The following is a 26,583-nucleotide window of genomic DNA, read 5'->3' on the forward strand; positions in this document are numbered from 1 at the left end:
TCCCCGTACTGTACGGGGGCTCCGGCAGGGGGGCGGCAGGGGTTGGCGGTCGGCTCCGGCCGCCGGGGCCGTCGCGCGGGCCGGAGCCGGGAGCGCGGGCGGACGGCCGCCGCCCCGTACCGCCCGGGGTGGTGGCACGAACCCCCTACCCACCGGTACACCGGCATGGCAGGCTGCGGCCATGACTTCCGACCGCGCCCGGTACGACAAGGCCACCGCCCACCTCGACGCCCCGTTGGCCATCGTCGATCTGGCCGCGTTCGACGCCAACGCCGACGACCTCGTGCGTCGCGCGGCCGGCAAGCCGGTCCGGGTGGCCAGCAAGTCCGTACGGTGTCGTGCGCTGCTCGAACGGGTGCTGGCACGGCCGGGGTTCGCCGGGATCATGTCGTACACCCTCGCCGAGAGCCTCTGGCTGGCCCGTTCCGGGTTCGAGGACGTGCTGCTCGCCTATCCCTCCGCCGATCGCGGCGGCTTCGCCGAACTCGCGGCCGACCCCAAACTGGCCGGGGCGGTCACCGTGATGGTGGACGACCTCGCCCAGCTGGAACTCGTCGACCGGGCCCGGGACGGCGGCATGCAGGAGATCCGGGTCTGTCTGGAGTTGGACACCGCGCTGCACCTCTTCGGCGGCAGGGTCCGGGTGGGTGCGCGTCGTTCGCCGCTGCGCGAGCCGCGGCAGCTCGCGGACCTGGCCCGCGCGGTGTCGGCCCGTCCGGGGTTCCGGGTCGTGGGGTTGATGGGCTACGAGGGTCATGTCGCGGGTGTCGGGGACTCGTTGGCCGGGCGACCGGTGCGCTCGCGCGCGATCCGTCTGATGCAGGGCGCGGCCCGCAAGGAGTTGGCGGCCCGTCGCGCCGAGACGGTACGGGCCGTCCGTGCGGTGGTGCCCGACCTGGAGTTCGTCAACGGCGGTGGTACGGGCAGCGTGCAGCAGACCGCCGCCGAGGACGCGGTGACGGAGATCGCCGCCGGTTCGGGGCTCTACGTGCCGCGGCTGTTCGACAACTACACGTCCTTCCGGGGGCGCCCGGCCGCCCTGTTCGCCCAGCCCGTGGTCCGCAGGCCCGGCGTGGGTGTCGTGACCGTGCTCGGCGGCGGGTATCCGGCCTCGGGAGCGCCCGGCCCGGACCGGCTGCCCGTGCCGTACCTTCCGGCGGGTCTGCGCTACGACCCGCAGGAGGGCGCCGGCGAGGTGCAGACTCCGCTGCTCGGCAGCCCGGCCGACGACCTGCTGATCGGCGACCGGGTGTGGTTCCGGCACGCGAAGGCCGGTGAACTGTGCGAGCGCTTCGACACGTTGCACCTCGTCGAGGGGGATCGGGTGGTGGCCACCGCCCCGACGTACCGGGGCGAGGGCCGCACCTTCCTCTAGTGCTGTGGCCGGTACACGGTGTCCTGCTGGTCGGGGATGACGCTGGTGTCGCCCCGACGGACGGGCCCCGGGGCGCCGTCGCGCTCCACGTAGCCCGTCGTCGCGCACGGGTACGGGGCGCTCTTGCGTCCCTTGGGCTCGATGAACATCGGGTTCACGATCCACTTGCCGTCGCTGTTGTCGTAGGCGCGGCACATCAGTTCGTTCTTGTTGCGGTTGAGCACGAGCCGCAGCGCGGTGGCGTCCCGCAGGAACGAGACGTCGGTGTCGGAGTCGCCCGCGGCGAAGACCTGGCGTCGGGCGGCGGGTTGGACCTTCTCGGCGGCGGCGCCCCGTATCCCGAAGATCTCCTTGTTGATCCAGCAGCGCTTGCCGTCGATGTACGTGATCATCGTGTCGGCTCCGTCCTTGACGGAGCCGCAGCCCTGGAGGTGGGCGGTGTGGCGGCCGTCGCGCGTGGTGGTGTTGCGGATGCCGATGACGTGGTCGGCGTCGATGCCGACGCCCTCAGCCCACACCTCGACGACCGGCTGTGGTGAGGCCGAGCTGATCCAGACGTCGAAGCCGGCCTTGCGCAGGGAGCCGATGAGGTCCTTCTGCTGCTCGTAGTAGCGGACCCAGGCGGTGGCGCTGCCGGTGCCGACCCGCTGTGTGGCGCCGATGGGCGCGGTCAGGTTCTCGGTCCGGGCGGCGGCGGCGAAGCCGCGGACCTCGCGGGCGCTCCAGCCCCGCGTCAGCTGGGCCGGCCAGGCGTACCCGGGCTCGGTCGTGCGGTGGTCCCAGCCGGCGAAGGCGGCGGCGCCGGACCGGGTGGCGGCGGTGCCGTAGACGGCGTTGATCTCGTCGGCGCAGCCGGCGCCGGCGGGGGCGCCGGTGGGCAGCGGGGCACCGGGGCGGGCGAGCCGGCCGCAGGCCTCGTCCAGGGCCCGGGCGGCGGCGGGGGTGAGGTGACGGCTGGTGGTGGCCCAGTCCCCGCCGGCGGGGAGGCGGATCTTGCCGTTGCGCAGCAGCCAGAACATCTGCGCGTCGCCCACGTCGTTCTTGACGACGGTGTTGTCCCAGTCGAAGACGGCGACGGGCTTGTCGCGGTTCGGTCGGTGGGGGGCGCAGGCCCCGTACGTGTCGAGGAGGCGTTGGAGCCGGGCCTGGTTGTCCCCGTACCAACCGGCCTTCAGCGTGGGGGTGGTGCAGTGGGCGCCGGGGCGGGCCTGGGCGGCGGGTGCGGCGGCCACCAGGGCGCCGGCGGTGATCGCCGCGGCGGCCGCGGCGGCCTGCAGGCGACGAGCGGGACCGGATCGGGTCATCGAGGTGGACACTCCTGTTTCCTGCGGGGATCGTCGCGGACGGTGGAGCACGACAGCCGGGCGTCGTGCGACGCCCGGCTGTCGGGAGGGTGGTGGGGGGCGAACGCCTACAGGGGGGTGACGTACGCGCCGGAGATGCCGCCGTCGACGAGGAAGTCGGTGGCGTTGATGAAGGAGGAGTCGTCGCTGGCGAGGAAGGCCACGGCGGCGGCGATCTCGGTGGGTTCGGCGAACCGGCCGAGCGGGATGTGTACGAGGCGGCGGGCGGCCCGCTCGGGGTCCTTGGCGAACAGTTCCTGCAGGAGCGGGGTGTTGACCGGTCCCGGGCACAGCGCGTTGACGCGGATGCCCTCGCGGGCGAACTGCACGCCGAGTTCGCGGGACATGGCGAGCACGCCGCCCTTGGAGGCGGTGTAGGAGATCTGGGAGGTGGCGGCGCCCATGATCGCCACGAAGGAGGCGGTGTTGATGATGGAGCCGCGGCCCTGGCGCTGCATGTAGGGCAGGGCGGCCTTGCAGCAGAGGTAGACGGACGTCAGGTTGACGTCCTGGACCCGCTTCCAGGCCTCCAGGCCCGTGGTGAGGATCGAGTCGTCGTCGGGGGGTGAGATGCCCGCGTTGTTGAAGGCGATGTCGACGGAGCCGTAGGTGTCGAAGGCGGTCTTGAAGAGGGCCTCGACCTCCTCGGGGCTGGTGACGTCGACCTTGACGAAGGTGCCGCCGACTTCCTCGGCCGCGGCCTTGCCGGCCCTCTCGTCGATGTCCCCGCAGACGATGTTCGCGCCCTCGGAGGCGAGGCGGCGCGCGGTGGCGAGACCGATGCCGCTGCCGGCTCCGGTGATGACGGCGGTACGGCCGACCAGGCGGCGGCAGACGATCTCGTTGTCGGAAGTGGTCATGGTGGGTTCAGGCCTCCGTGCTGATGAAGACGTTCTTGGTCTCGGTGAAAGCGGTGAGGGCGTCGGGTCCGAGCTCCCGGCCGAGGCCGGACTGCTTGTAGCCGCCGAAGGGCGTCCAGTAGCGGACGCTGCTGTGGGAGTTGACGGACAGGTTGCCCGCGGCGACGGCGCGCGAGACGCGCAGCGCGCGGCCGATGTCGCGGGTCCACAGGGAGCCGGAGAGTCCGTACGCGGTGGCGTTGGCCAGGCGCACGGCGTCCTCCTCGTCCTCGAAGGGCAGGACGACGGCGACCGGGCCGAAGACCTCCTCGGTGGCGACGGGCGCGGTGGGGTCGACGTCGGTGAGGAGCGTCGGGGGGTACCAGAAGCCGGGGCCGTCGGGGGCGGCGCCGCGGATCGCGGTGAGGTCGTCGGTGACGTAGGACCGTACGCGCTCCCGTTGCGCCTGCGAGATCAGCGGGCCCATCTGGGTCTTCTCGTCGGACGGGTCGCCGACGATGACGCCCTCGATGCCCGGGGTGACGAGTTCGAGGAACCGGTCGTAGGCGGAGCGCTGTACGAGGATCCGGGTGCGGGCGCAGCAGTCCTGGCCGGTGTTGTCGAGGAAGGCCATCGGGGCCGCCGCGGCGGCGGCCTCCAGGTCGGCGTCGGCGAAGACGATGTTGGGGCTCTTGCCGCCGAGTTCGAGGGTGAGCCGCTTCACCCGGTCGGCGCACTTGGCCATGATCCGCTTGCCGACGGGGGTGGAACCGGTGAAGACGATCTTCGCGACGCCGGGGTGTTCGACCAGCGCGTCCCCGGTGACCGCTCCCCGGCCGGGGAGCACCTGGAAGAGGTGCTCGGGGATTCCGGCCTGGAGGGCGAGTTCGGCGAGGCGCAGGGCGGTGAGGGGGGTGGTCTCGGCGGGCTTGAGGATGACGGCGTTGCCGGCGGCGAGGGCGGGCGCCACGCCCCAGGCGGCGATCGGCATGGGGAAGTTCCAGGGGGCGATCACGCCGATGACGCCGAGGGGTTCGAGGAAGGTGACGTCGATGCCGCCGGCGACGGGGATCTGCCGGCCGGAGAGCCGTTCCACTCCCCCGGCGGCGAAGTCGAGCAGGTCGCGCACGTTGCCGGCTTCCCAGCGGGCGTTGCCGATGGTGTGTCCGGCTTCCCGGACCTCCAGGGCGGCGAGTTCCTCGACGTGTCCGTCGACCACCGCGGCGAAGCGCCTCAGCAGTCGGGCGCGGTCGGCCGGCGAGGCCGCCGCCCAGGCTCGTTGGGCCGCGGCGGCCCTGGTGACGGCGGCGTCGACGTCGTCCCGTGTGGCGGTCGGGACGGTGGCGACGATCTCCTCGGTGGCCGGGTTCAGCACGCGCAGATCGAGGGGGGCCGGCTCATCGGACACGTGGTGCCTCTCAGACGTTCGGGTGCGGTGGGCAGGGGGCGGGAAGCGGTCAGAGGCGTTCGAAGGAGCGGCGCAGCTCCCAGTCGGTCACCGCGGAGTCGTAGGCGTCGAGCTCCACGCGGGCCATGTTGCGGTAGTGGGCGACCACTTCCGGGCCGAACGCGGCCTTGGCGATCTCGCTGTTCTCCCAGAGTTCCGCGGCCTCGCGCAGGGTGGTGGGGACGTGGGCGAAGTCGGCGGTGTACGCGTTGCCGGTGCAGGCCTCGGGCAGTTCCAGGCGGTGCTCGATGCCATGGAGGCCTGCGGCGACGAGGCCGGAGACGGCGAGGTAGGGGTTGACGTCGCCGCCCGGCAGGCGGTTCTCGAAGCGCATGGAGCGGCCGTGACCGACCACGCGCAGGGAGCAGGTCCGGTTGTCCACGCCCCAGGCGACGGCGGTCGGCGCGAAGGATCCGGGGCGGAAACGCTTGTACGAGTTGATGTTCGGGGCGTAGAGAAGGGAGAAGTCCCGCAGCGCCGCGAGTTGGCCGGCCAGGAAGTGGCGCATCACCGGTGACATGCCGCCGGGGTCGTCGGGTCCGCCGGCCATCGCGTTGTTTCCGTCGGCGTCACCCAGTGAGAGGTGGATGTGGCAGGAATTGCCCTCGCGCTCGTCGTACTTGGCCATGAAGGTGAGCGAGACGCCTTCTTGGGCCGCGATCTCCTTGGCGCCCGTCTTGTAGACGGAGTGCTGGTCGCAGGTGGTGAGCGCCTCGTCGTAGCGGAACACGATCTCGTGCTGCCCGAGGTTGCACTCGCCCTTGGCGGACTCGACGACCAGGCCGGCGGCCTGCATCTCGTTGCGGATGCGGCGCAGGAGGGGCTCGACGCGGCCGGTGCCGAGGACGGAGTAGTCGATGTTGTACTGGTTGGCGGGGGTCAGATCCCGGTAGTGGGAGTTCCAGGCCTGTTCGTAGGTGTCCTGGAAGACCATGAACTCCAGCTCGGTGCCGACCATGGCGGTGTACCCGAGGTCGGCGAGGCGCTCCAGTTGGCGGCGCAGGATCTGGCGCGGGGCGGCGACCACCGGCGAGCCGTCGTTCCAGGCCAGGTCGGCGAGGAGGAAGACGCTGCCGGGGTTCCAGGGGACGCGGCGCAGGGTGGCGAGGTCGGGGTGCATGGCGAAGTCGCCGTAGCCGCGGTCCCAGGAGGACATCTCGTAGCCGTCGACGGTGTTCATGTCGGTGTCGACGGCGAGCAGGTAGTTGCAGCCCTCGGTGCCGTGGGCGAGTACCTCGTCGAGGAAGAACTGTGCGGCGAACCGCTTGCCCTGGAGGCGCCCCTGCATGTCGGGGAAGGCCAGGACGACTGTGTCGATCTCACCGCTGGCGACGAGGGAGCGGAGCTCCTCGAGCGCGAGCGGCGGCTTGCGGTCTACCACTGGAATCTCTCCTTCGGTGAGCCGAGTGCGCCTAAGGTATTGAATAGAACCATTGCTTGGGAAGGGGAGGGGCCGAGATGACCGACACGGCGAGTGAAGGCGACGCGATCGCCCGGCTGAATCCCGTACTGCGACAGGTGCGGGCGGGCAACGGTTTCGAGGAGGCCCTGGAGCAGATCCTCCAGGTGGTCCGACTGGGCCTGGTGCCGGGCGGGGAGCGGCTTCCGGCCGAGCGCGAGCTGGCCGAGCGGATGGGGATCAGCCGGGTGACCCTCCGGGAGGTGCTGAAGGTGCTCCAGGACCAGGGCCTGGTGGAGGCCCGCCGCGGCCGGTACGGCGGAACGTTCGTGCTGACCCGCCCCGACCCCCCCGCCGGCGGCGCCGAGCAGGAGTTGCGCAGACGGGTGGCGGGCGTGGACATCGAGGACGCGCTGCGCTTCCGCGAGGTGTTGGAGGTGGGCGCGGCCGGGCTGTGCGCCTCGCAGGGGCTGACCGAGGAGGGGGCCGAGCGGCTGCTCGGCGCGCTGACCGCCACCCACGACGCCCCGCTCGCGGACTATCGCCGCCAGGACACCCTGTTCCACCTCACCCTGTGCGAACTCGCCGGATCGGCCACGCTGACGGCCCAGTACGCGGCCGTCCGCGCCACCGTGAACGACCTGCTGGACTGCATTCCGCTGCTGGTGCGCAACCTGGAGCACTCGCAGCAGCAGCACTCGACCCTGGTGGAGGCGGTCCTGGAGGGCGACGCGGACGCGGCGCGGGAGACGATGCGCGAGCACTGCTGCGGGACGGCGGCGCTCCTGCGGGGATTTCTGGCCTAAAACCAGCCCCTCAAGGCTGGTTCGACCCGGTTTCGGACCGAGAGCGATTCGTAACCCCTGTTTAACGCAGGGGTCTTGCGCGCTCCACTCCCATGGCGCAAAGGTACGCCTCACAACCATTGCCCTAGGCAGGAGCGCACATGGCCGACGACACCGAGGCCCGGCTGACAGCCGCGGCCGATCCCACCAAGTCCCCCGAGGGCGGCGACGGCTACCTGGAACGCCGCACGCTCCGCCGCGGCAGCGCCGGCTGGCTGCTGCTCACCGGTCTCGGCGTCGCGTACGTCGTCTCCGGCGACTTCTCCGGCTGGAACATAGGCCTGGCGCAGGGCGGCTTCGGCGGCCTGGCCATCGCCACCGTCCTGATGGGCACGATGTACGCCTGTCTGGTCTTCTCGCTCGCGGAACTCTCCGCGATCCTGCCGACGGCGGGCGGCGGCTACGGGTTCGCCCGCCGGGCCCTGGGCACCTGGGGCGGCTTCCTCACCGGTACCGCGATCCTCATCGAGTACATCCTCGCCCCCGCCGCGATCTCCATCTTCATCGGCGACTACGTGGAGTCCCTGAACCTCTTCGGCCTGACCTCCGGCTGGCCGGTCTACCTCGCCTGCTTCGCGATCTTCATCGGGATCCACCTCTGGGGCGTCGGCGAGGCCCTGCGCTTCTCCCTCGTCGTCACCGCCGTCGCCGTGATCGCGCTGATCGTCTTCGCGCTCGGCGCGTTCACCGAGTTCGACGCGTCGAACCTGAACGACATCGCCGTCGACACCGAGGCCTTCGGCGCGGGCTCCTGGCTCCCGCTCGGCGTCCTCGGCATCTGGGCCGCCTTCCCCTTCGGCATGTGGTTCTTCCTGGGCGTGGAGGGCGTCCCGCTCGCGGCCGAGGAGGCCAAGGACCCGGTCCGCTCGATGCCCAGGGCCCTGTCGATCTCCATGGGCATCCTCGTCCTGCTCGCCCTGATCACCTTCCTCGCCTCGACGGGTGCCCGCGGCGCCGACGCCCTCAAGGACGCCGGCAACCCGCTGGTCGTCGCCCTGGACGGAAACCCGGGCCTCTCCTGGCTGAAGACGTTCGTCAACTACGCGGGCCTCGCGGGGCTCGTGGCGTCCTTCTTCTCCCTCATCTACGCCGGCTCGCGCCAGCTGTTCGCCCTCTCCCGGGCGGGCTACCTGCCGCGCTTCCTGTCCCTCACCTCGAAGCGCAAGGCCCCGTACCTGGGCCTGCTGATCCCCGGCGCGATCGGCTTCGCCCTGGCCGCAGCCACCGGCAACGGTCCGCGCATGCTGAACATCGCCGTGTTCGGGGCGACCATCTCGTACGCCCTGATGGCCCTCTCGCACATCGTGCTCCGCCGGCGGGAGCCCGCTCTGGAGCGTCCGTACCGCACCCCGGGCGGCATCGTCACCTCCTCGGTCGCCTTCGTCCTGGCCCTCTCCGCCCTCGTCGCGACCTTCCTCGTGGACAAGGACGCGGCCTTCATCGCGCTGGCCGTGTACGCCGTCGCCCTCGCCTACTTCGCGCTCTACAGCCGCCACCACCTGGTGGCCTCCGCGCCCGAGGAGGAGTTCGCGGCGCTGGCGGCCGCCGAGGCGGAATTGACCCGCGACTGAAATCCTGGGCCCGTACCGGTCCGCCCGGTACGGGCCCGTCGGAACATCCCGGAACCACCCTGGAGGTAGCACCCGTGCCCAGGCCGCTCATCGGCATCACCACCTACGTCGAGGAATCCACCCGCTACAACGTGTGGGACCTCCCGACCGCCCTCGTCCCCTCCGGGTACTACGAACTCGTCCAGGCGGCGGGCGGCGCCGCGGTACTGCTGCCGCCGGACGAACCGGGACGCGCCGCGGAGGTGCTGAGCCGCGTGGACGGCCTGGTCGTCGCGGGCGGCCCGGACGTCGACCCGATCCACTACGGCGCCCCGCGCGACCCCCGTACGGGCGCACCCGCGACCGTCCGTGACGAGTGGGAGCTGGCCCTCATCAGGGCCGCCCTGGACGCGGACCTCCCGCTGCTCGGCATCTGCCGGGGCATGCAGGCGCTGAACGTGGCCCTGGGCGGCAGCCTGATCCAGCACCTCGACGGCCACGTCCACACCCCCGGCGCCATCTCCTCGCACCCCGTCCGCCCGGTCGCGGGCACCCGGTACGCGGCGCTCGTGCCGGAGGAGGCGGACGTGCCGACCTACCACCACCAGGCCGTGGACCGACTGGGTCAGGGCCTGATCGTCTCGGCCCACGCGCTGGACGGCACGGTGGAGGCCATCGAACTCCCCGACCCCGACCGCTGGGTCCTGGGCGTCCAGTGGCACCCGGAACGCGCCAAGGACACCCGCGTGCTGTCCGCCCTGATCACCGCGGCCACCCTCCCCGCACCCCTGGCCCGCGTCTGACCCCCAGACCCGCCGACCCGAACCCAGCCCGGCCGGCACCCATCCAGCCCCGCCGGCGTTCGAGGCGCGGCCCCGACACGCCCCGACCCCTCCACGGCACCGGCCCGATTCCAGCCCCGCCGGCGTTTGAGGCGCGGGGGCCCGGGGGCGGAGCCCCCGCAACGGCGCCGCACCCGGGGGCCGGGCCGGGCCCGCGGCACCCGCCCCACCCCTCACCGCCCGGCCAGGACTCACGCCCGGCCAGGACTCACGCCCGGGTCAGCGAGAGCAGATCCCGCGCGGGTCCCGCCGGCCGCGCCCCCGTCGGCCACACGGCCCGCAGCGCCCGGTCCAACGCCGCCCCGGCAACCGGCACCTCCACCAGCCGCCGCGCCCCCAACTCGTCCCCCACCGCCAGCTCGGACAGCACGCACGGCCCGGCCCCGCTCAGCGCCGCCGCCTTCACGGCCGTCGTGGACGCCAGTTCCAGCAGGGGCTCGGCCAGTCCCCCGCACCCGGCCAGCGCCGCGTCCAGCACCTGCCGCGTCCCCGAGCCCCGCTCCCGCAGGATCAGCGGGGTCGCGGCCAGTTCCGCCGCGGGCACGGGTCTGGTGCGCCGCGCCCACGGGTGCCCCGGGGCCACCGCCACCACCAGCCGGTCCTGTGCGATGACCGCCGAGTCCAGTCCCTCCGGTACGGACAGCCCCTCCACGAATCCCAGGTCGGCCTCGTGCGCGAGGACCCGTTCGGCGACGACGGCCGAGTTCCCGGCGTGCAGCGACACCGCCGTCCCGGGGCGCTGGCCCCGCAGCGCGATCAGCCAGCCGGGCAGCAGGTACTCCGCGATGGTCATGCTGGCCGCCACCCGCAGCCGCGAGTCCCGCCGCCCGCGCAGCGCCTGCGCGCCCGCGTCGAGGGCCTCGGCCGCCTCCACGACCCGCCGTGCCCAGTCGGTGACCAGCGCGCCTTCCGCCGTGAGCGTGGACCCGCGCGGGGACCGGTCGACGAGGGCCACCCCCAGGCGGGTCTCCATGGCCCGGATGCGGCTGCTCGCGGCGGGTTGGGTGATGCCCAGCCGCCGGGCGGCCCCGCTCAGGCTGCCGACGCGCGCGACCGCGAGCAGCAGTTCCAGCGCGCCCAGATCCGGTACGCGGTGCGCCAGCGGAACCCACTCCTCATTGCCCATAAGGTCAGTTTATGACCTCATAGGACAGCGACCTCTGCCGGTCGGTCCCGCCCGGCACGAGGCTGGACCCATGGCCACCACCCTCGTACGTCCCCGCACCACCGCCGCTCCCGCCTCCCGGGCCCACAAGACCCCCGCGCTGCGGCACCTCGGCCCGAACTGGTACGCCTCGGTCATGGGCACGGCGATCGTCGCCAACGCCGGCGCGACCCTGCCCTACCAGCTCCCCGGCCAACGGGTGGCCTGCCAACTCGTCTGGGCGCTGTCCGCGGCGGCCCTCGCGGTCCTGCTCACGGCCCGCGCCGGACACTGGCTGCACCATCGCGACCAGGCCCGCGCCCACCTGCTGGACCCGGCCGTCGCCCCGTTCCACGGGTGTCTGTCGATGGCGCTGCTGGCCGTGGGCGGCGGCGCCCTGATCGTCGGCAAGGACCTGATCGGCACGGAGGCGGCCGTCGCCGTGGACGCCGTGCTCTTCACCGCCGGTACCGCGATCGGCCTGCTGGTGGCCGTGCTGGTCCCGTACCTGATGGTGACGCGCCACAAGGTCGAGCCCGGGCAGGCCACCCCCGTGTGGCTGCTCCCCCTGGTCGCCCCGATGGTCTCCGCCGCGCTGGGCCCGCTGCTGATACCCCACCTGCCCGCCGGCCAGGCCCGCGAGGCCATGCTGCTGGGCTGCTACGCGCTCTTCGGTCTCAGCCTCCTGGCCACCCTGCTGATGCTCCCGCTGATCCTCGGCCGACTGATCACGAGCGGTCCGCTGCCGTTGCTGTTGACCCCGACCCTCTTCCTGGTCCTGGGTCCCCTCGGCCAGTCGACCACCGCCGTCAACCAGCTCGCGGACATGGCCCCCCGCTCGATCGGCGCCCCGTACGCGGGTGCGCTCGGAGCCTTCGCCGTCGTCTACGGGGTCCCCGTCATGGGCTTCGCCCTGCTGTGGCTGGCCCTGGCCGCGGCGATGCTGGTGCGGGCCGCCCGGCGCGGCATGGGGTTCGCGATGACCTGGTGGGCCCTGACCTTCCCCGTCGGCACCTGTGTCACCGGCGCCGCCGGCCTGGCCCGCCACACCGGACTGACCGCCTTCGCCTGGCTTGCCGCGGCCCTGTTCCTGGCCCTGCTGACCGCCTGGGTGACGGCCGCGGTCCACACGCTGCGCGGCCTGCGCTCCGGCCGTCTGCTCCTCGCCCCGCGCTGAACCCCGCGCCGAGCCCCGCGCCGAGCCCGGCGCCGAGCCCGGCGCCGAGCCCCTGCCTGCCGGGCCCGGCCGGTCAGCGCGCGGCGCGCAGGGCCCGCGCCAGTACGGCCGGCGCCTCGGCCAGCGAGGGCCCGTACCAGGTCAGATGCCGCCCGCTGACCAGGGCCGCGGGCAGTCCCGGGAAGGCCTCGGGCCCGTCGGAAGCGGTGAAGCGGTACGGCTCGTCCGGCAGCACCACCAGATCGCAGCCCGCCGCGGTCAGTTCCTCGACCGGCACCCGCGGGTACCGCTCCGCGTGTCCGGCGTACGCGTTGCGCACCCCGAGCCTGCCCAGCAGGTCCCCGGCGAAGGTGTCCCGTCCCAGCACCACCCAGGGCCTGCGCCACACCGGCACGAACGCCGCCCGGTCCGCCGCGGGCTCCACCCGCGCCCACGCGGCCTCGGCGTCCGTCAACCATCGCGGCCGGGCCAGTCCCAGCGTGGTGACCAGCAGCCGCTCCAGTTCGCGCAGCGCCTGGGGGAGGTCGCGGATCTCGGTGACCACCACCGCCGCCCCGGCGGCCCGCAGCGCGGCCAGGTCCGGCGCCCGGTTCTCCTCCTCGTTGGCGATCACCAGGTCCGGGCGCAGCGCGAGGATCCTCGACAGGTCGGGGTTCTTGGTTCCCCCGATCCGCACCACGCCCGCCTCGTCGAGGTCGTCGGGGTGGGTGCACCAGTCCGTGACCCCCACCAGGAGGCCGGGCGCGCTCACGGCCACGGCCTCGGTCAACGAGGGCACGAGCGAGACGACGCGCGACACCCTTCGGGGCCCGCCACCCACCGGTTCAGTGCCCCGGCGAGGGCGGCTCGGAGGTGGCGTGGATGTGCTCGCCCACCGCCACGACCAGGATCCGGGTGTCCTCGGTGACGGCCCGCCAGCGGTGCCGCACTCCGCCGGACAGGAACAGCGCGTCGCCGCTCTCCAGCCGGTACGCCCGGCCTTCGGCCTCCACCTGGCAGGCGCCCGCGACCACGTACATCAGTTCGTCGTTGCGGTGCTGGTACTCGCGGCCCGCGTCCTGGTCCCCGGTGAACTCCAGTGCGTGGAGTTGGTGGTGTCCGCGCACGAGCGGCCGGACTCCCGGGACCGGGGTCAGGCCGGAGTCGTCGCCGGCCCGTACGAGGTCCACCGTGCGCGCGGTGTCGGAGGCGGCCAGCAGTTCCACGGCCGTGGTCTCCAGCGCGTCCGCGACCCGTTCCAGGGAGCGCATGCTGGGCCGGGCGCGCTCGTTCTCTATCTGGCTGAGGAAGGGCACGGACAGGCCGCTGCGCGCCGACACGGCGGCGAGGGTCAGCTGGAGCGCGCGACGCCGCTTGCGCACGGCCACGCCCACCCGGAGCGGTTGGTCCTTGGCGTCCTTGTCCTTGTCCTTGTCCTTGTCGTCCTTGCCGTCCGTGTCGACCTTGCCGTCCTTGTCGTTCATGGCGGGGCTGCCCTCCCCTTGTCCGTCGGACGCACATCGGTGTGCTGTAAGCACCTTACGCAGCAACCGCCCCCGGATTCGCGTGCACGGCTCGACCCGTCCTCGCCCGCGGGCCGTCGGACGGCTGCGGCATCATCGTCAGCGTGACGACACGACGCCTGATGCTCCTGGACACCGCCTCCCTCTACTACCGCGCCTACTTCGGTGTGCCGGACTCCGTGAAGGCCCCCGACGGCACCCCGGTCAACGCCGTGCGCGGGCTGCTCGACTTCATCGGCCGGCTGGTCCAGGACCACCGCCCCGACGACCTGGTGGCCTGCATGGACGCCGACTGGCGACCGCACTGGCGGGTGGAACTGATCCCGTCCTACAAGGCCCACCGGGTCGCGCGGGAGACGGAGACCGGCCCGGACCTGGAGGAGACCCCCGACACCCTCGCCCCGCAGGTGCCGATCATCGAGGCGGCGCTGGACGCGTTCGGGATCGCCCGGGTGGGTGTCGCCGGCTACGAGGCCGACGACGTCATCGGCACCCTGACGGCGCGGGCGACCGGCCCGGTGGACATCGTCACCGGCGACCGTGACCTGTACCAGCTGGTGGACGACGCGAAGCGGCGCCGCGTGCTGTACCCGCTCAAGGGCGTCGGCACGCTCCAGGTCACCGACGAGGCCTGGCTGCGCGAGAAGTACGGGGTGGACGGCCCCGGGTACGCGGACCTGGCGCTGCTGCGCGGCGACCCGAGCGACGGCCTGCCGGGCGTGCCGGGGATCGGCGAGAAGACGGCGGCCAAGCTGTTGGACGCGTACGGGAACCTCGCCGGGATCATCGCCGCGATCGACGACCCCACGTCGGGGCTCACCCCCACGCAGCGCAGGCGACTCGACGAATCCCGGCCATATCTGGCGGTGGCCCCGAAGGTGGTCCAGGTCGCCTCGGACGTCCCGCTTCCCCCCTTCGACCCCGCCATCCCGGCGGTTGCGGCGGATCCGGAGATGGTCGACGCGTTGGCCCACCGGTGGGGTCTTGGTGGAGCCGTATCTCGCCTGGGAGGCGCGCTGCGCCCCTGAGGTGCTAACTTAGGTAATCCTAAGTTTCTGGGGAGTCAGGGGAGACGCCGTGGCAGAAGGACGCGCCCGCACAGTCGGCACCGCCGTCGTCGTACACACCGAACGGCTCACGCCGCACATGGTGCGCATCGTGTTGGGCGGTGCGGGCCTGGCCGGTTTCGGCGCGGGCGAGTTCACCGACCACTACGTCAAACTCCTGTTCGCACCGGACGGCGTCACGTACACGGTGCCGTGGGACCTGAACCAGATCCGCTCGGCCCACCCCAGCGAGGAGTGGCCGCGCCAGCGCGCGTACACGGTGCGCTGCTGGGACCCGACGCACCGCGAGCTGACCCTGGACTTCGTCGTCCACGGCGACGAGGGTCTGGCCGGCCCCTGGGCCGCCCGGGTCCAGCCGGGCGAGCTCGTCCGCTTCCTCGGGCCGGGCGGCGCCTACGCCCCGGCCGAGGACGCGGGCTGGCACCTCCTGGCGGGCGACGAGAGCGCCCTGCCGGCGATCGCCGCGACGATGGAGCGGATGCCGGCCGGGGCCGTGGTGCACGCCTTCATCGAGGTCGACGGCCCGGACGACGAGCAGAAGGTCGCCACCCCCGACGGCGTGGCCCCGATCTGGCTGCACCGCGGGAACCGCCCCGTCGGCGAGGCCCTGGTCGAGGCGGTCACCGCCCTGCGGTTCCCCTCCGCGGACGTCCACGCCTTCGTCCACGGCGAAGCGGGCTTCGTGAAGGAACTCCGCCGCCACCTGCGCGTCGAACGCGGCATCCCGCGGGAACGTCTCTCCATCTCCGGCTACTGGCGCCTGGGCGAGACCGACGAGGGCTGGCGCGCGATCAAGCGCGACTGGAACGCCAAGGTCGAAGCCGAACAAGAACTCCCCACCCCCGCCACGGTCTGACCCCCGGGGGCCCCCGCCAATTCCAGCCCGCCGGCGTTCGAGGCGCGGGGTCCGGGGCGGCCCGGCCAAATCCACCCCCGCCGGCGGACCCGGGACCGACCCCGACCAGTTCCAGCGGCGTTCAAGGCGCGGGGTCCGGGGCGGCCCGGCCAAATCCACCCCCGCCGGCGGACCCGGGACCGACCCCGACCAGTTCCAGCCCCGCCGGCGTTCGAGGCGCGGGGTCCGGGGCGGGCCCCGAAAGCCCGGCGCAGCCGGGGCCGCTCCGCGCACCCGCCCCGCGCCCAAAGCACCGCCCCCACCCCGAACCGCCCGCCCCCACAGGCCGGCCGCAGGCCACCGCGCGCCCCCGCCCGTCCGGCGGGACAATGACCCCATGCGTACGCTCCGCGTGCTCGGCGCGGCAGGGGCCGCCATGCTGCTGGCCACCGCGACCACCGCGGGCACAGGCACCGCAACCCCCGCGGCCACCGCCACCGCCACCACCCCCACCCCTGCGGGAACGACGGCCGTCCCGCCCCCACCGAAGCCCCGCCTCACCGACGCCGCCGTCGACAAGGCGGTGGCCCGCCTCGACGCCACCGTCACGGACATGATGCGTCGCACCGGCGTCCCCGGCGTGTCCGTGGCCGTGGTCCACGACGACGAGGTCGTCCACCTCAAGGGTTTCGGGCTGCGCCGGACCGACCGGAGCGCCGAGGTCGATCCCGACACGGTCTTCCAGATCGCCTCCCTCTCCAAGCCCGTCTCCTCGACGGTGGTGGCCGGCGCCCTGACCACTCCCGACGAGTGGGACCGGCACGTCCCGCTCCCCGGTTTCTCCCTCAAGGACCCGTGGGTCACCGATCACGTCTCCACGGCCGACCTCTTCTCGCACCGCAGCGGCCTCCCGGACCACGCCGGTGATCTCCTCGAAGACCTCGGCTACGACCAGGCGTACATCCTCGATCACCTGCGCGTGGCGCCCCTTGCCCCGTTCCGCGCGAGCTACGCGTACACCAACTTCGGCTTCACGGCCGCCGCCGAGGCCATCGCCCGGGCCCGCGGCACCAGCTGGCAGAAGCTCGCCGAGGACACCCTCTTCAAGCCCGCGGGCATGACGCGCACCAGCACGGAGTTCGCCGCTTTCGAGCGGGCGACGGACCGGGCCGCCACGCACGTGAGGAACCCCGACGGCACCTGGAGTCCGCGCCTCGTCCGCGACCCGGACGCCCAGTCCCCGGCGGGCGGGGTCAGCTCGACGGCCCGGGACATGTCCCGCTGGCTGCGCCTCCAACTGGCCGAAGGCACCCTGGACGGGCGGCGGATCATCCCCGAGGACACCCTGTCCCGCACGCATGTCCCCGCGATCGTCTCGCAGCCGCCCGCCACGCCCACCGCGACGACCGGGTTCTACGGTCTCGGCTGGAACGTCTCCTACGACCAGGCCGGTCGGCTGCGCCTGAGCCACTCCGGCGCCTTCGAGCTCGGCGCGAACACCAACGTCACGATGCTGCCGCTGGAGCGGCTCGGGATCGTCGTCCTGACCAACGGCGCCCCCGTCGGCCTCGCCGACGCCGTCGCCCTGGACTTCTTCGACTTCGCCGAACACGGCAAGGCCACCGCCGACTGGCTGGGGCTCACCGGCGGGCTGTACGCGCAGATGGACGCCGCGGGCCGCTCCCCCACCGACTACGCCCACCCGCCCGCCGGCGCGAAGCCCGCCCAGGACGTCGCCGCGTACACCGGGACCTACGACAACCCCTACTACGGCAAGGCCACCGTCACCGCGGACCCGGACGGCGACGGACTGACCCTGGCTCTCGGGCCGAAGCCCCTGCGGTTCCCGCTCACCCACTACGACGGCGACGTGTTCAGCTTCGAGACCGTCGGCGAGAACGCCGTGGGCCGCACCGGGGTGACGTTCGCCGACGGCACGCTCCGTGTCGAGTACCTCGACGCCGACCACCTGGGAACCTTCACCGAGCGGTAGCGGCAGCGGCAGCGGCAGCGCCTAGGCTGGAGCCCGATGAAACGGAACATCCCGCCCGCGCCCCTGCCCCAGGTCTCCGGCATCGATCCGGTACGGCTGCGGCTTCCCCCCGATCCGGAGGGGATGTGGCCGGATCTCGGCACCTACCTCACGGCCCGGTACGCGGGTACCCGCGGCGCCGAGTCGATGGCGCGGCTCCTGCGCGACGGCCGGGTGCTCGGCGTCGGCGGGCGGGTAATGCGCCCGGAGGACCCGTACGAGGCGGGCGGCTTCCTGTGGTTCCACCGGGACATGCCGGCCGAGCCCGTGGTGCCCTTCCCCATCCCGGTCGTGCACCGGGACGCGCACCTGCTGGTCGTGGACAAGCCTCACTTCCTGGCGACCACCCCGCGCGGCAGCCACGTCACCCAGACCGCCCTGGCTCGGCTGCGCGAGGAGTTGGACCTGCCGGCGCTGAGTCCGGCGCACCGGCTGGACCGGATGACCGCCGGACTGGTGATGTTCAGCATCCGTCCCGAGGACCGCGGCGCGTACCAGTCGCTGTTCGAGCAGCGGAAGGTCTTCAAGGAGTACGAGGCCCTCGCCCCGCACGATCCCGCGGTGGCGCTGCCCCGGACCGTCCGCAGTCACATCGAGAAGATCCGCGGCGTGATGGCGGCCGTGGAACTCCCGGACGTCGAGCCGAACGCGGAGAGCCGCGTCGAGCTCATCGCCGTACGGGGTGACCTGGGCCGGTACCGGTTGACCCCGCACACCGGTCGCACCCACCAGCTGCGGGTACACATGAACGCCCTGGGCCTGCCGATCCTCGGGGACCCGGTCTACCCGGTGGTCGCCCCCGCCGCGGATCCGGCCGACTACCGCCGCCCGCTCCAACTGCTGGCCCGCAAGCTTGAGTTCACCGATCCCGTCACCGGTACGGTCCATCAGCTGGAGAGCGGGCTGAGCCTGCGCGCCTGGGACGACCGGGCGGGCTGGGAATCCGACCCCGAAGCCGCCTGACACGCGCCGGCCGCCCGACACACGCGCCGCCCGGCACGCGAAGCCGTTCAGCCCGCGCCGACCCTCAGCGCGCCACGCCCGCGATCCGCAGGGCCGCATCGGCCGCCGCCTCCGCGAAGGTCGCCATCGGGCGCGCCGGGTCGGAGCGGCGGATGAGCATGACGCCCTCGATCAGCCCGAAGACGAGATCGTTGCGCAGGGCCAACCCGTCCCGGTCGTCCACGAGTTCGGTGTCGACCGAGGCGGCGTACAGCAACTCCAGGTAGACGTCGCGCAGTTCACCTCGCATGCGGTGGAACCTGCCGAACCGGTCGCCGGCGACCTCGGGCAGCAGGTACAACGCGCCCAGGTTGTGCGGCGCCCCGCACAGCAGCATCACGTCCGAGCGGCACAGCTCCCACAGCCGGTGCGCCGCGGGCCGGCCGGTCTCGGCCGACAGTCGCCGGGCCAGCGCCAGCGAGGGCGCCACCGTGGATTCCAGGAGTTCGGCGAGGAGTTCCTCCTTGCCGTCGAAGTAGTGGTACATCGTGGCCTGGCGCATTCCGGCCCGCTCGGCCACCTCCCGCGTGGTGGTGGCCCCGTACCCGCGCACCGTGAACAGCTCGGCCGCCGCGCGCAGGAGTTCCTCGCGCGGCGGCCGGCCGCTTTGCGGTCTCAGTTGATCGGCGCGAGGCCGACCGACCCGTCTCGGTCCTTCGTCCGTTCCCCCACTCATGCGACCGATCGTCGCACAGGACACGTGGAATCGATCATGGCAAGAGATGAGATCCGGCCATCCCGACTCTCGGAGGAAGCCCCAAAAGCGTCTAGCTGATGGAGCTGTATGCCACTACACCCCGAAGGAGTGCGTCCACGGCCTTACGGGCGTTTCGCGCCACCGTGCTCCCGCTGTCCGAGGACGACGGGGCCGCGGCGGCGATCTGCCCCAGCACGTCGATGACCTGCTTGCACCAGCGCACGAAGTCGCCCGCCGGCATCTCCGCCTCGCGCAGCACCTCGTCCAGGCTCTTGTCGGAGGCCCACTGGTAGGCCGCCCAGGCGAAGCCGAGGTCCGGTTCGCGCTGACCCACCCCCTCCGCCTGGTTGATGCGGTGTTCCTCCTCCAGCGCGTCGAGCCGGCCCCAGATCCGGACCATCTCGCCGAGCGCCGCCTTCGCCGCGCCGCCGGGCACCTTGGGCGCCACCGCGTCGTCGGCCTGCCGCGACTCGAACACCAACGCCGATACGCAGGAAGCCAGTTCGGCCGGGGAGAGGCCTTCCCAGACGCCCTCGCGCAGGCACTCGGAGGCCAGCAGGTCGAGCTCCCCGTACAGCCGGGCGAGCCGCTTGCCGTGCACGGTGACCTCGTCCTCGCGCAGGTAGTCCAGCTCGGTGAGCAGCGCGTGGATCCGGTCGAAGGTGCGGGCGATGGTGTTCGTCCGCCCCTCGATCCGCCGCTCCAACTGCTGGGTGTCCCGCTGGAGCCGGTGGTAGCGCTCGGCCCACCGGGCGTGGTCCTCGCGCTCGTCGCAGCCGTGGCAGGGGTGCGCCCGCAGCTCGGTGCGCAGCCGGGCGATCTCGCGGTCGTCGGCCGCGGCGGCGCGTTCGCGCCGCCGGCGCTCCGGGCTGACGTGCCCGGCCTTGCTGCGCAGCGCGGTCGCCAGGTCCCGACGCGACTGCGGGGAACGGGGGTTGAAGGTCTTCGGGATCCGCATCCGGTCGATCGCCTCGACCGGCACCGGGAAGTCGATGGCGGCGAGCCGCTTGACCTGGCGTTCGGCGGTGAGCACCAGCGGGCGCGGGCCCTCGGTGTACTCGTGCCCGCGGTGCCCGTTGGAGCGTCCGGCCGGCACGCCCGGGTCGAGGACCAGCGCCAGCCCGGCGAACTTGCCGGTCGGCACGTGGATGATGTCGCCCGGCTTGAGCTTCTCCAGCGATCCGGCCGCCTGCACCCGACGCTGCGCCGCGCCCTGCTTGGCGAGTTCCGTCTCGCGGTCCTTGAGGTCGCGGCGCAGCCGCGCGTACTCCTCGAAGTCCCCCAGGTGGCAGGTCATGCCCTCCTGGTAGCCCTGGAGTCCCTCCTCGTTGCGCTGCACCTGCTTGGAGATGCCGACGACCGAGCGGTCCGCCTGGAACTGCGCGAAGGAGGTTTCCAGGAGTTCGCGCGAGCGGTGCCGCCCGAACTGCTGGACCAGGTTCACGGCCATGTTGTACGAGGGCTTGAAACTGGAGCGCAGCGGATAGGTGCGGGTTCCGGCGAGTCCGGCGAGGGCCGCCGGGTCCATGCCCCGCTGCCAGAGCACGACCGCGTGGCCCTCGACGTCGATGCCGCGCCGGCCGGCCCGGCCGGTGAGCTGCGTGTACTCGCCCGGGGTGATGTCGGCGTGCTGTTCGCCGTTCCACTTGACCAGCTTCTCCAGGATGACCGTGCGCGCGGGCATGTTGATGCCCAGCGCGAGGGTCTCGGTGGCGAAGACGGCCTTCACGAGGCCGCGGACGAAGAGTTCCTCGACGACCTCCTTGAACTTGGGCAGCATGCCCGCGTGGTGCGCGGCGATGCCCCGCTCCAGGCCTTCGAGCCACTCGTAGTAGCCGAGGACGTGCAGGTCCTCGCTGGGGATGGTGGCGGTCCGCGCCTCGACGATCTCGCGTACCCGCAGGCGTCCGGCCTCGTCGTTGAGCCGCAGGCCGGCGTACAGGCACTGCTGGACGGCGGCCTCGCAGCCGGCGCGGCTGAAGATGAAGTTGATGGCGGGGAGCAGGTCGTCGTTGTCGAGCCGGCCGATGACCTCGGGTCGGCTCGGGGTCCAGATCCGGCTGCGGGAGCGCCGCTCGCGCTCGCGGTCGGCCTCGCGGACCATCTTGCCGCGCCGCCGGTCCTTCGGGTTGTACGTGCGGCTGTTCTCCTCGCGCGCCATGCGCAGCAGGTCCGGATTGACCTCGCGGCGGGTGGAGCCGCGACCGCCGTGGTCGGACTCCTCCTCGAAGAGGTCGTAGACCCGGCGGCCGGCCATGACGTGCTGCCACAGCGGTACGGGCCGCTCCTCGGAGACGATCACCTCGGTGTCGCCGCGCACGGTGTCGAGCCAGTCGCCGAACTCCTCGGCGTTGGACACGGTCGCGGAGAGGGAGACCAGGGTCACCGACTCGGGGAGGTGGATGATGACCTCCTCCCAGACGGCTCCGCGGAACCGGTCGGAGAGGTAGTGCACTTCGTCCATCACGACGTAGCCGAGTCCGCGCAGCGACTGGGAGCCCGCGTAGAGCATGTTGCGGAGCACCTCGGTGGTCATGACGACCACGGGTGCCTCGGAGTTGACGCTGTTGTCGCCGGTCAGCAGGCCCACCTTGTCGGCGCCGTAGCGCTTGACGAGGTCGGCGTACTTCTGGTTCGACAGGGCCTTGATGGGCGTGGTGTAGAAGCACTTGCGGCCCTGTCGCAGGGCCAGGTGCACGGCGAACTCGCCGACGATCGTCTTGCCCGAGCCCGTCGGCGCGGCGACGAGGACGCCCTTTCCGGCCTCCAGTGCCTTGCATGCCTCGACCTGGTACGGGTCCAGGCCGAATTCGTACATCTCGCGGAAGGGGGCCAGGGCGGTGGCCTCTTCGGCGGCGCGGATCCGGGCAGCGGCGTAGCGCTCCGCGGGTGAGAGTTCTTCGGTCATCTTGTCGTCGAGCCTACCCGCCGGCCCTGACAACAGTCGCGATCTTTACGACGAGTGCCGGTGGCCGGAACGGGGCCCTACGCCAGGAGCCGCAGGGCCGCCGGTCCGCACTCGGCCGTCAGGGGCAGCGGCCCCAGCGGCTCCCCGTCGGCGCAGGCGGTGATGCCGACGGCCTCCGGGGTGACCTTCGAGGCACGGTGGACGCTCACCTTCGGGTGGCCAAGATGCGTCCCCCCGTCGGCCTGCGGGAACAGCGTGAGCAGGGTGGCGCGCCCGCGGTCGCCGACCAGGGTGACGTCGAACAGTCCGTCGTCGGGCATGCGCGTCCGCGCGGATGCGCATGCCGCCGCCGCAGGAGCAGCCTCCCCCGGACTCCGTCCGGGGGACGGGTCGAAACCGGAGCCCAGCGCGGTCCCGTACCGGGTGCCGGCGGCTCGCCTCGGGTCGATCTCGCCGCCGACTGCGATCACCGCGCCGGTGCCCTTCCGCACCGCGGTCCGCAGCCGGCCCGGGGCGGGCCCCTCAGGTCGCGTCGTCGTAACCGTTGATCTGTCGGCGTCCGCCGTCGGCCTGCTCCGGCAGTGCGGAGGGGGCGGGCGCGGAGCCCACCGCGCCGATGGGGGCGGGGGTCAGGTCCAGCTCGGCGGCCTCGTCGTCGTCGAGACCCGCGTCGGGGTTGTTGCGCCTGCGCCTGCGGTCGTTGACCAGGCAGACACCGAGCGCGACGAAGTAGAGGGCGACGATCGGGGCGGCCAGCGACAGCATGGTGAGCGGATCGCCGGTGGGCGTCGCGAAGGCGGCGAAGACCGTGATGCCGAGGATCATCACCCGCCACCAGCTCGCCAGTCGCTTCGCGGTGAGGACCCCGGTGAAGTTCAGCAGGATCAGCAGCAGCGGCAGTTCGAAGGCGAGGCCGAAGACGACGACCATCCGCGTGACCAGGTCGAGGTAGTCGTCGACCGGCAGCAGGTTGCGCGCGTGATCGGGGGTGAATTCGAGCAGGATCGTCGCGGTCTGCGGAAGGATCTTGTACGCGAGGACCGCGCCGGCGCCGAAGAGCGGTGCGCCGACCGCCACGAAGCTGATCGCGTACTTCTTCTCGTGCCCGTGCAGGCCGGGGGCGACGAACGCCCACAGCTGGTAGAGCCAGACCGGGGCGGAGAGCACGATGCCGGCGGTGAGCGAGACCTTGAGGGCGATCGAGAACGGTGCGATGAGACCGTTCACGGTCATGTCGGCGCAGGGGCGGCCGTTGCGTTGCGACACCACCCCGTCGGTGCAGCCGACGGAGTCCAGCATCGGCTTCAGCATGAAGTCGATGAGGTCCTTGTAGAAGAAGGCCGCGACGACAGTGATCAGGATGATCGCCAGGACCGACTTCAGCAGGCGGTTTCTCAGCTCACGCAGGTGCTCGACAAGAGGCATGCGCCCTTCGGCGTCCTTGTCCGCTTTCTCCTGCTTGCGGGCAGACTTGAGCAACCCACGTCCCTCGTCTCGATGCAGATGACTGGCGTGACCGACGTGGCCGTCGGCCGTCAGCCCTGGGTGGTGCGGTTCGGCTCGTTGACCGGGCGCGAGCTGGTGACGTCACCGGGCGCGGCCTGGATCGTGCGCGGGGCGACCGGCTGGGCACCGGCCTGGTCGGCGACCGTGGCCGCGGTGGCCGTGTCCTCGGGCTCGCCGTCCTTCTTCATGGCCTTCGCCTCGCTCTTGAGGATGCGGGCCGACTTGCCGAGGGAGCGAGCCATCTCGGGGAGCTTCTTGGCACCGAACAGCAACACGATGACAGCGATGATCAGAAGGATCTCAAGGGGCTTCAGATTGCCGATCATGTGTGTCTTCCTTACTCACCGAAACGGCTGGTTGTGGTGGCGGGTCACGCCGGACGAAGATCCGGCACGCCCTCCTGCAACGATCGTAACCCCCGGGGGTTAACGCCCGGCAATCCCCCGGCGTCTCCCCGCATCCACGCGCACGGGGTGACGGGACCGACGGTACGGGTCACGACCCGCAGTTTCCATGGGCAGGGGTTACGGGAGTGTGGCGCGTCCCGTGCGGGCCAGGTCGCTCGCGGCCCGTTCGAGGTCGCCCGAGGCCTCGGTGATCCGGCGGCTGGCGTCGGCCACCTGGCCGGACAACCGCCGGACCTGGACGAAGACCCGTACGGCCAGCACGCCGAGAACGGCGACACCGAGGAAACCCAGGGCAATTGCGATCATCGGCCACAGCATGGGACGAGCCTAGGCCACTGCGGGCTCAGACACGGCGCAGGGTGCTCACTCCGCCGCCCGTCAGCAGCTCCACGATCCGCTCACCGGCGGGTTTGCGCACCGAGGCGCCGCATTCGGGACACGTGAACGAGTAGAAGGTCGTCCGTCGGCTGCCCCCGATGGCCAGCCTCAGGGCGCCCGCCCCGAGCTCGAAGCGGGCCCGGCAGTCGGGGCAGCCGGCCTTGAAGGTGACCGCGACGGGCGCGGCCGCCGACTCCGCCGGGCCGGACCCCGGCGCCGGCCCAGATGATGGCGACATCGCTCCCCGCTCCCCCTAGCCCTGTTCCCCGTACCCCGCGAGCGCCTCTCCAGCGGCCTTCCGGGCGCTGTCCGCCAGCTCCGGCGGGGACACGATGCGCCCCTCCCGACCCAGCCGGAGCGCCAACCGGCGCAGCGACCCGGGGTCCGGGCTGCGCAGCGTGATCCGCAGGCCGCCCTCCGCCAGTTCCTCGGCGCTGTCGTGGGGGTAGTACTCGGCGACCCAGCGTCCGCCCGGACCCACCTCGACCACGACCTCCGGATCCTCCGCGGCCGGCTGGACCAGCCCCTCGGACAGGTCCCGCGGCTCGATCGCGGGCGGGTCGGACCGCTCGTCGAGCAGGGTGATCTCGGCGACCCGGTCGAGCCGGAAGGTCCGTCGCGCCTCCGAGAGGTGACACCACCCCTCCATGTACGTGTGCCCCACCGCGAACAACCGGATCGGGTCCACCGTGCGCTCGGTCAGCTCGTCGCGCGCGGGCGAGTAGTAGCGCAGCCGGACGCGGCGCCGCTCGGCGATCGCGCGGTCGACGTCCGCGAAGACCCCGCCCTCCGACTCGAAGGTCACCGACAGCCGGGAGCTCGCCCCGGCCACCTCGCCGGCCGCCGCCTCCAACTTGGCGGTGGCCCGCAACAACGCGTCCCGGTCGCTCTCGCGCAACCCCGGCAGGGTGGCCACCGCACGGGCGGCGACCAGCAGCGCGGTCGCCTCGTCGGCGGCCAGCCGCAGCGGCTCGGCGGTGGACTCCCCCGACGCGTCGGGATTGCGCCACCAGATGCGCTCCCCGTCGGTGTCGATGTCGAGCAGGTCCCCGCCCCGGAAGCTGGTGCCGCACATGGGCAGTACGTCGAGGTCCGAGATCAGCTCGTCCTCGGTGATCCCGAAGGCGCGCGCGACGTCGGCGACGTGCGCTCCGGGGCGTTCGCGCAGATACGTCACCAGGGACAGCATCCGGCGGGTCTGGTCAATGGCGTTCGCAGCCATGCTGGTACGTCTCCCCCTCAGGGCGGTTCTGGCGAATGTTGCGGTTTCAGCCCTTGGCGACGGCGCGCAGCCGGTCCACCACGTCGGCCCGCAGGTCCGCGGGTCCCACCACCACGACGTCCGGGCCGAACTCGACCAGCCAGGCGTCCAGCCCGTGCCCGTACGGGATCTCCAGCTCGTCCCAGCCCTCGGCCACGCCCTCGCGCACCGCGGTGGCCTTGGCCCGCAGCGGATAACCGGCCCCGGTGCGCAGCCGGATCACCGCGGAACGGTCGGCGCTCTCGCCGGCCCAGCTCGCGACGGTCTCCCGCACGGTCACCACGTCCGGCACCTCGGCGGTGTACTTCGCCGCCCGGGAGCGGACCTTGCCCGTGATCCGGGAGAGCCGGAACACCCGCTCCGCGCCCCGGTCCCGGTCGAAACCGGCCAGGTACCAGTGACCCCGCCAGCACTCCAACGCCCAGGGCTCGACCTGGCGCGTCTCGGGCCTCGCCGCGGTGGACTTGCGGTAGTCGAAGACCACCGGCCGCCGGTCCCGACACGCCAACATCAGCGGCTCGAAGGCCGCCTCGTGCACCGGGATCCGCGGCTCGATCGCGCTGTGCTGACCCTCGTACGGATCGCCCGCCTCGGGCATCCCGCCGGCGCGCAGCTTCTGCAGGGCGCCGTTGGCCGCGCCCGCCAGGCGGGCCTGCTGCCAGACCTTCGCCGCCAACCCGAGGGCGGCGGCCTCCTCGGCGTCCAGGGAGACGGGCGGCAGTCGGTTGCTGTCGCGGCGGGCCAGGTAGCCGGTGTCACCGTCCAGGTTCTCCACCGTCTCGATGACCAGGCCGAGTTCCCGCAGGTCGTCCTTGTCCCGTTCGAACATCCGGTTGAAGGATTCGTCGTTGCCGGCTTCCATGTAGGCCTCGATCGAACCGCGCAGCTCGCGCTTGCTGAGGGGCCGTCGGGTCCCCAGCAGACACAGCGCCAGATTCATCAGCCGCTCGGCCTTGGCAATCGCCATCGACGCCCTTCCGCCCTTCTCGACGTACACCCCGACGTACGCGTACGCGTACGGCCTCGT

At 72.5% G+C, this 26,583-nt stretch carries 24 protein-coding genes and 1 pseudogene; 9 read left to right on the plus strand and 16 right to left on the minus strand.

What is annotated here, in order from left to right; genetic code table 11:
- Positions 1–181 precede the first annotated feature (181 nt).
- A complete protein-coding gene (locus ACIRO3_RS17680; RefSeq protein WP_404137459.1) occupies positions 182–1,375 on the plus strand; it encodes an amino acid deaminase/aldolase in 1,194 nt (397 codons plus the stop codon).
- Here ACIRO3_RS17680 and ACIRO3_RS17685 read toward each other — a convergent pair.
- The 4 genes from ACIRO3_RS17685 to ACIRO3_RS17700 all read right to left on the minus strand — a co-directional run bounded on the left by ACIRO3_RS17685 (position 1,372) and on the right by ACIRO3_RS17700 (position 6,385).
- A complete protein-coding gene (locus ACIRO3_RS17685; RefSeq protein WP_404137461.1) occupies positions 1,372–2,679 on the minus strand; it encodes a haloacid dehalogenase-like hydrolase in 1,308 nt (435 codons plus the stop codon). The two genes, ACIRO3_RS17680 and ACIRO3_RS17685, sit on opposite strands and share 4 nt — an antisense overlap.
- A 107-nt stretch (positions 2,680–2,786) precedes the next feature.
- Positions 2,787–3,578 carry a 3-oxoacyl-ACP reductase gene (locus ACIRO3_RS17690; RefSeq protein ID WP_361786302.1) on the minus strand — a complete coding sequence of 264 codons (792 nt, stop codon included), beginning with the start codon at positions 3,576–3,578 and terminating at the stop codon, positions 2,787–2,789.
- Positions 3,579–3,585: 7 nt separating this feature from the next.
- On the minus strand, positions 3,586–4,965 hold the full coding sequence (locus ACIRO3_RS17695) for an aldehyde dehydrogenase family protein (protein WP_361786299.1): 1,380 nt from the start codon (positions 4,963–4,965) through the stop codon (positions 3,586–3,588).
- A gap of 49 nt (positions 4,966–5,014) precedes the next feature.
- Entirely contained in the window at positions 5,015–6,385 is a 1,371-nt protein-coding gene (locus tag ACIRO3_RS17700) for a glutamine synthetase family protein (RefSeq protein WP_361786296.1), read from the minus strand.
- A gap of 77 nt (positions 6,386–6,462) precedes the next feature.
- Between ACIRO3_RS17700 and ACIRO3_RS17705 the strand changes: the two genes are divergently transcribed.
- From ACIRO3_RS17705 to ACIRO3_RS17715, 3 genes are all read left to right on the plus strand, one after another.
- Positions 6,463–7,209, plus strand: coding sequence for an FCD domain-containing protein (locus ACIRO3_RS17705; RefSeq protein WP_361786293.1), 747 nt, complete (start codon positions 6,463–6,465; stop codon positions 7,207–7,209).
- Between the two features lie 140 nt (positions 7,210–7,349).
- Positions 7,350–8,819 carry an ethanolamine permease gene (gene eat / locus ACIRO3_RS17710; protein ID WP_404137466.1) on the plus strand — a complete coding sequence of 490 codons (1,470 nt, stop codon included), beginning with the start codon at positions 7,350–7,352 and terminating at the stop codon, positions 8,817–8,819.
- Between the two features lie 74 nt (positions 8,820–8,893).
- Entirely contained in the window at positions 8,894–9,601 is a 708-nt protein-coding gene (locus tag ACIRO3_RS17715) for a gamma-glutamyl-gamma-aminobutyrate hydrolase family protein (protein WP_366149558.1), read from the plus strand.
- Positions 9,602–9,848: 247 nt separating this feature from the next.
- Here ACIRO3_RS17715 and ACIRO3_RS17720 read toward each other — a convergent pair whose 3' ends face one another.
- Positions 9,849–10,766 (minus strand): LysR family transcriptional regulator, encoded by a 918-nt coding sequence (locus ACIRO3_RS17720; RefSeq protein WP_361786284.1) that lies wholly within the window; start codon positions 10,764–10,766, stop codon positions 9,849–9,851.
- A gap of 70 nt (positions 10,767–10,836) precedes the next feature.
- On the opposite strand from ACIRO3_RS17720, the gene ACIRO3_RS17725 reads away from it, so the two are divergent.
- Complete coding sequence (locus tag ACIRO3_RS17725) at positions 10,837–11,961, plus strand: TDT family transporter (RefSeq protein ID WP_404137470.1); 1,125 nt, start codon at positions 10,837–10,839, stop codon at positions 11,959–11,961.
- A 73-nt stretch (positions 11,962–12,034) separates the two neighbouring features.
- Here ACIRO3_RS17725 and ACIRO3_RS17730 read toward each other — a convergent pair whose 3' ends face one another.
- Complete coding sequence (locus tag ACIRO3_RS17730; RefSeq protein WP_404137473.1) at positions 12,035–12,781, minus strand: helical backbone metal receptor; 747 nt, start codon at positions 12,779–12,781, stop codon at positions 12,035–12,037.
- A 4-nt stretch (positions 12,782–12,785) separates the two neighbouring features.
- Positions 12,786–13,424: a helix-turn-helix domain-containing protein gene (locus ACIRO3_RS17735; RefSeq protein ID WP_404137476.1), complete on the minus strand. Its 639-nt coding sequence runs from the start codon at positions 13,422–13,424 to the stop codon at positions 12,786–12,788.
- Between the two features lie 161 nt (positions 13,425–13,585).
- Between ACIRO3_RS17735 and ACIRO3_RS17740 the strand changes: the two genes are divergently transcribed.
- The 4 genes from ACIRO3_RS17740 (at position 13,586) to ACIRO3_RS17755 (ending at position 18,360) form a co-directional block, all read left to right on the plus strand.
- Positions 13,586–14,491, plus strand: coding sequence for a 5'-3' exonuclease (locus ACIRO3_RS17740; protein ID WP_361786335.1), 906 nt, complete (start codon positions 13,586–13,588; stop codon positions 14,489–14,491).
- A gap of 49 nt (positions 14,492–14,540) precedes the next feature.
- Positions 14,541–15,386, plus strand: coding sequence for a siderophore-interacting protein (locus tag ACIRO3_RS17745; protein WP_361786276.1), 846 nt, complete (start codon positions 14,541–14,543; stop codon positions 15,384–15,386).
- 376 nt (positions 15,387–15,762) lie between these two features.
- A complete protein-coding gene (locus ACIRO3_RS17750; RefSeq protein ID WP_404137479.1) occupies positions 15,763–17,358 on the plus strand; it encodes a serine hydrolase in 1,596 nt (531 codons plus the stop codon).
- A 36-nt stretch (positions 17,359–17,394) separates the two neighbouring features.
- Complete coding sequence (locus ACIRO3_RS17755; protein ID WP_404137482.1) at positions 17,395–18,360, plus strand: pseudouridine synthase; 966 nt, start codon at positions 17,395–17,397, stop codon at positions 18,358–18,360.
- 64 nt (positions 18,361–18,424) lie between these two features.
- Here ACIRO3_RS17755 and ACIRO3_RS17760 read toward each other — a convergent pair whose 3' ends face one another.
- From ACIRO3_RS17760 to ACIRO3_RS17800, 9 genes and pseudogenes are all read right to left on the minus strand, one after another.
- Positions 18,425–19,075 (minus strand): helix-turn-helix domain-containing protein, encoded by a 651-nt coding sequence (locus tag ACIRO3_RS17760; RefSeq protein ID WP_404137485.1) that lies wholly within the window; start codon positions 19,073–19,075, stop codon positions 18,425–18,427.
- Positions 19,076–19,166: 91 nt separating this feature from the next.
- On the minus strand, positions 19,167–22,004 hold the full coding sequence (locus tag ACIRO3_RS17765) for a DEAD/DEAH box helicase (protein ID WP_404137487.1): 2,838 nt from the start codon (positions 22,002–22,004) through the stop codon (positions 19,167–19,169).
- A gap of 77 nt (positions 22,005–22,081) precedes the next feature.
- Positions 22,082–22,373 (minus strand): annotated as a pseudogene (locus tag ACIRO3_RS17770) (sphingosine kinase); the annotation flags it as partial.
- 153 nt (positions 22,374–22,526) lie between these two features.
- Positions 22,527–23,483: a twin-arginine translocase subunit TatC gene (tatC, locus tag ACIRO3_RS17775; RefSeq protein WP_361785023.1), complete on the minus strand. Its 957-nt coding sequence runs from the start codon at positions 23,481–23,483 to the stop codon at positions 22,527–22,529.
- A 56-nt stretch (positions 23,484–23,539) separates the two neighbouring features.
- Positions 23,540–23,836, minus strand: a complete 297-nt coding sequence (tatA, locus tag ACIRO3_RS17780; RefSeq protein ID WP_404137491.1) for a Sec-independent protein translocase subunit TatA — start codon at positions 23,834–23,836, stop codon at positions 23,540–23,542.
- Positions 23,837–24,034: 198 nt separating this feature from the next.
- The gene (locus tag ACIRO3_RS17785; RefSeq protein WP_361785029.1) at positions 24,035–24,235 is read right to left on the minus strand and encodes a hypothetical protein; all 201 of its coding nucleotides are present in this window, start codon (positions 24,233–24,235) and stop codon (positions 24,035–24,037) included.
- A gap of 25 nt (positions 24,236–24,260) precedes the next feature.
- Complete coding sequence (locus ACIRO3_RS17790; protein WP_366150247.1) at positions 24,261–24,533, minus strand: hypothetical protein; 273 nt, start codon at positions 24,531–24,533, stop codon at positions 24,261–24,263.
- Positions 24,534–24,548: 15 nt separating this feature from the next.
- On the minus strand, positions 24,549–25,517 hold the full coding sequence (locus ACIRO3_RS17795) for a WYL domain-containing protein (protein ID WP_361785035.1): 969 nt from the start codon (positions 25,515–25,517) through the stop codon (positions 24,549–24,551).
- 46 nt (positions 25,518–25,563) lie between these two features.
- Positions 25,564–26,523: a WYL domain-containing protein gene (locus ACIRO3_RS17800; RefSeq protein ID WP_361785037.1), complete on the minus strand. Its 960-nt coding sequence runs from the start codon at positions 26,521–26,523 to the stop codon at positions 25,564–25,566.
- Between the last annotated feature and the right edge of the window lie 60 nt (positions 26,524–26,583).

It is taken from the genome of Streptomyces sp. NPDC102278, assembly GCF_044766345.1.
GTDB lineage: Bacteria > Actinomycetota > Actinomycetes > Streptomycetales > Streptomycetaceae > Streptomyces.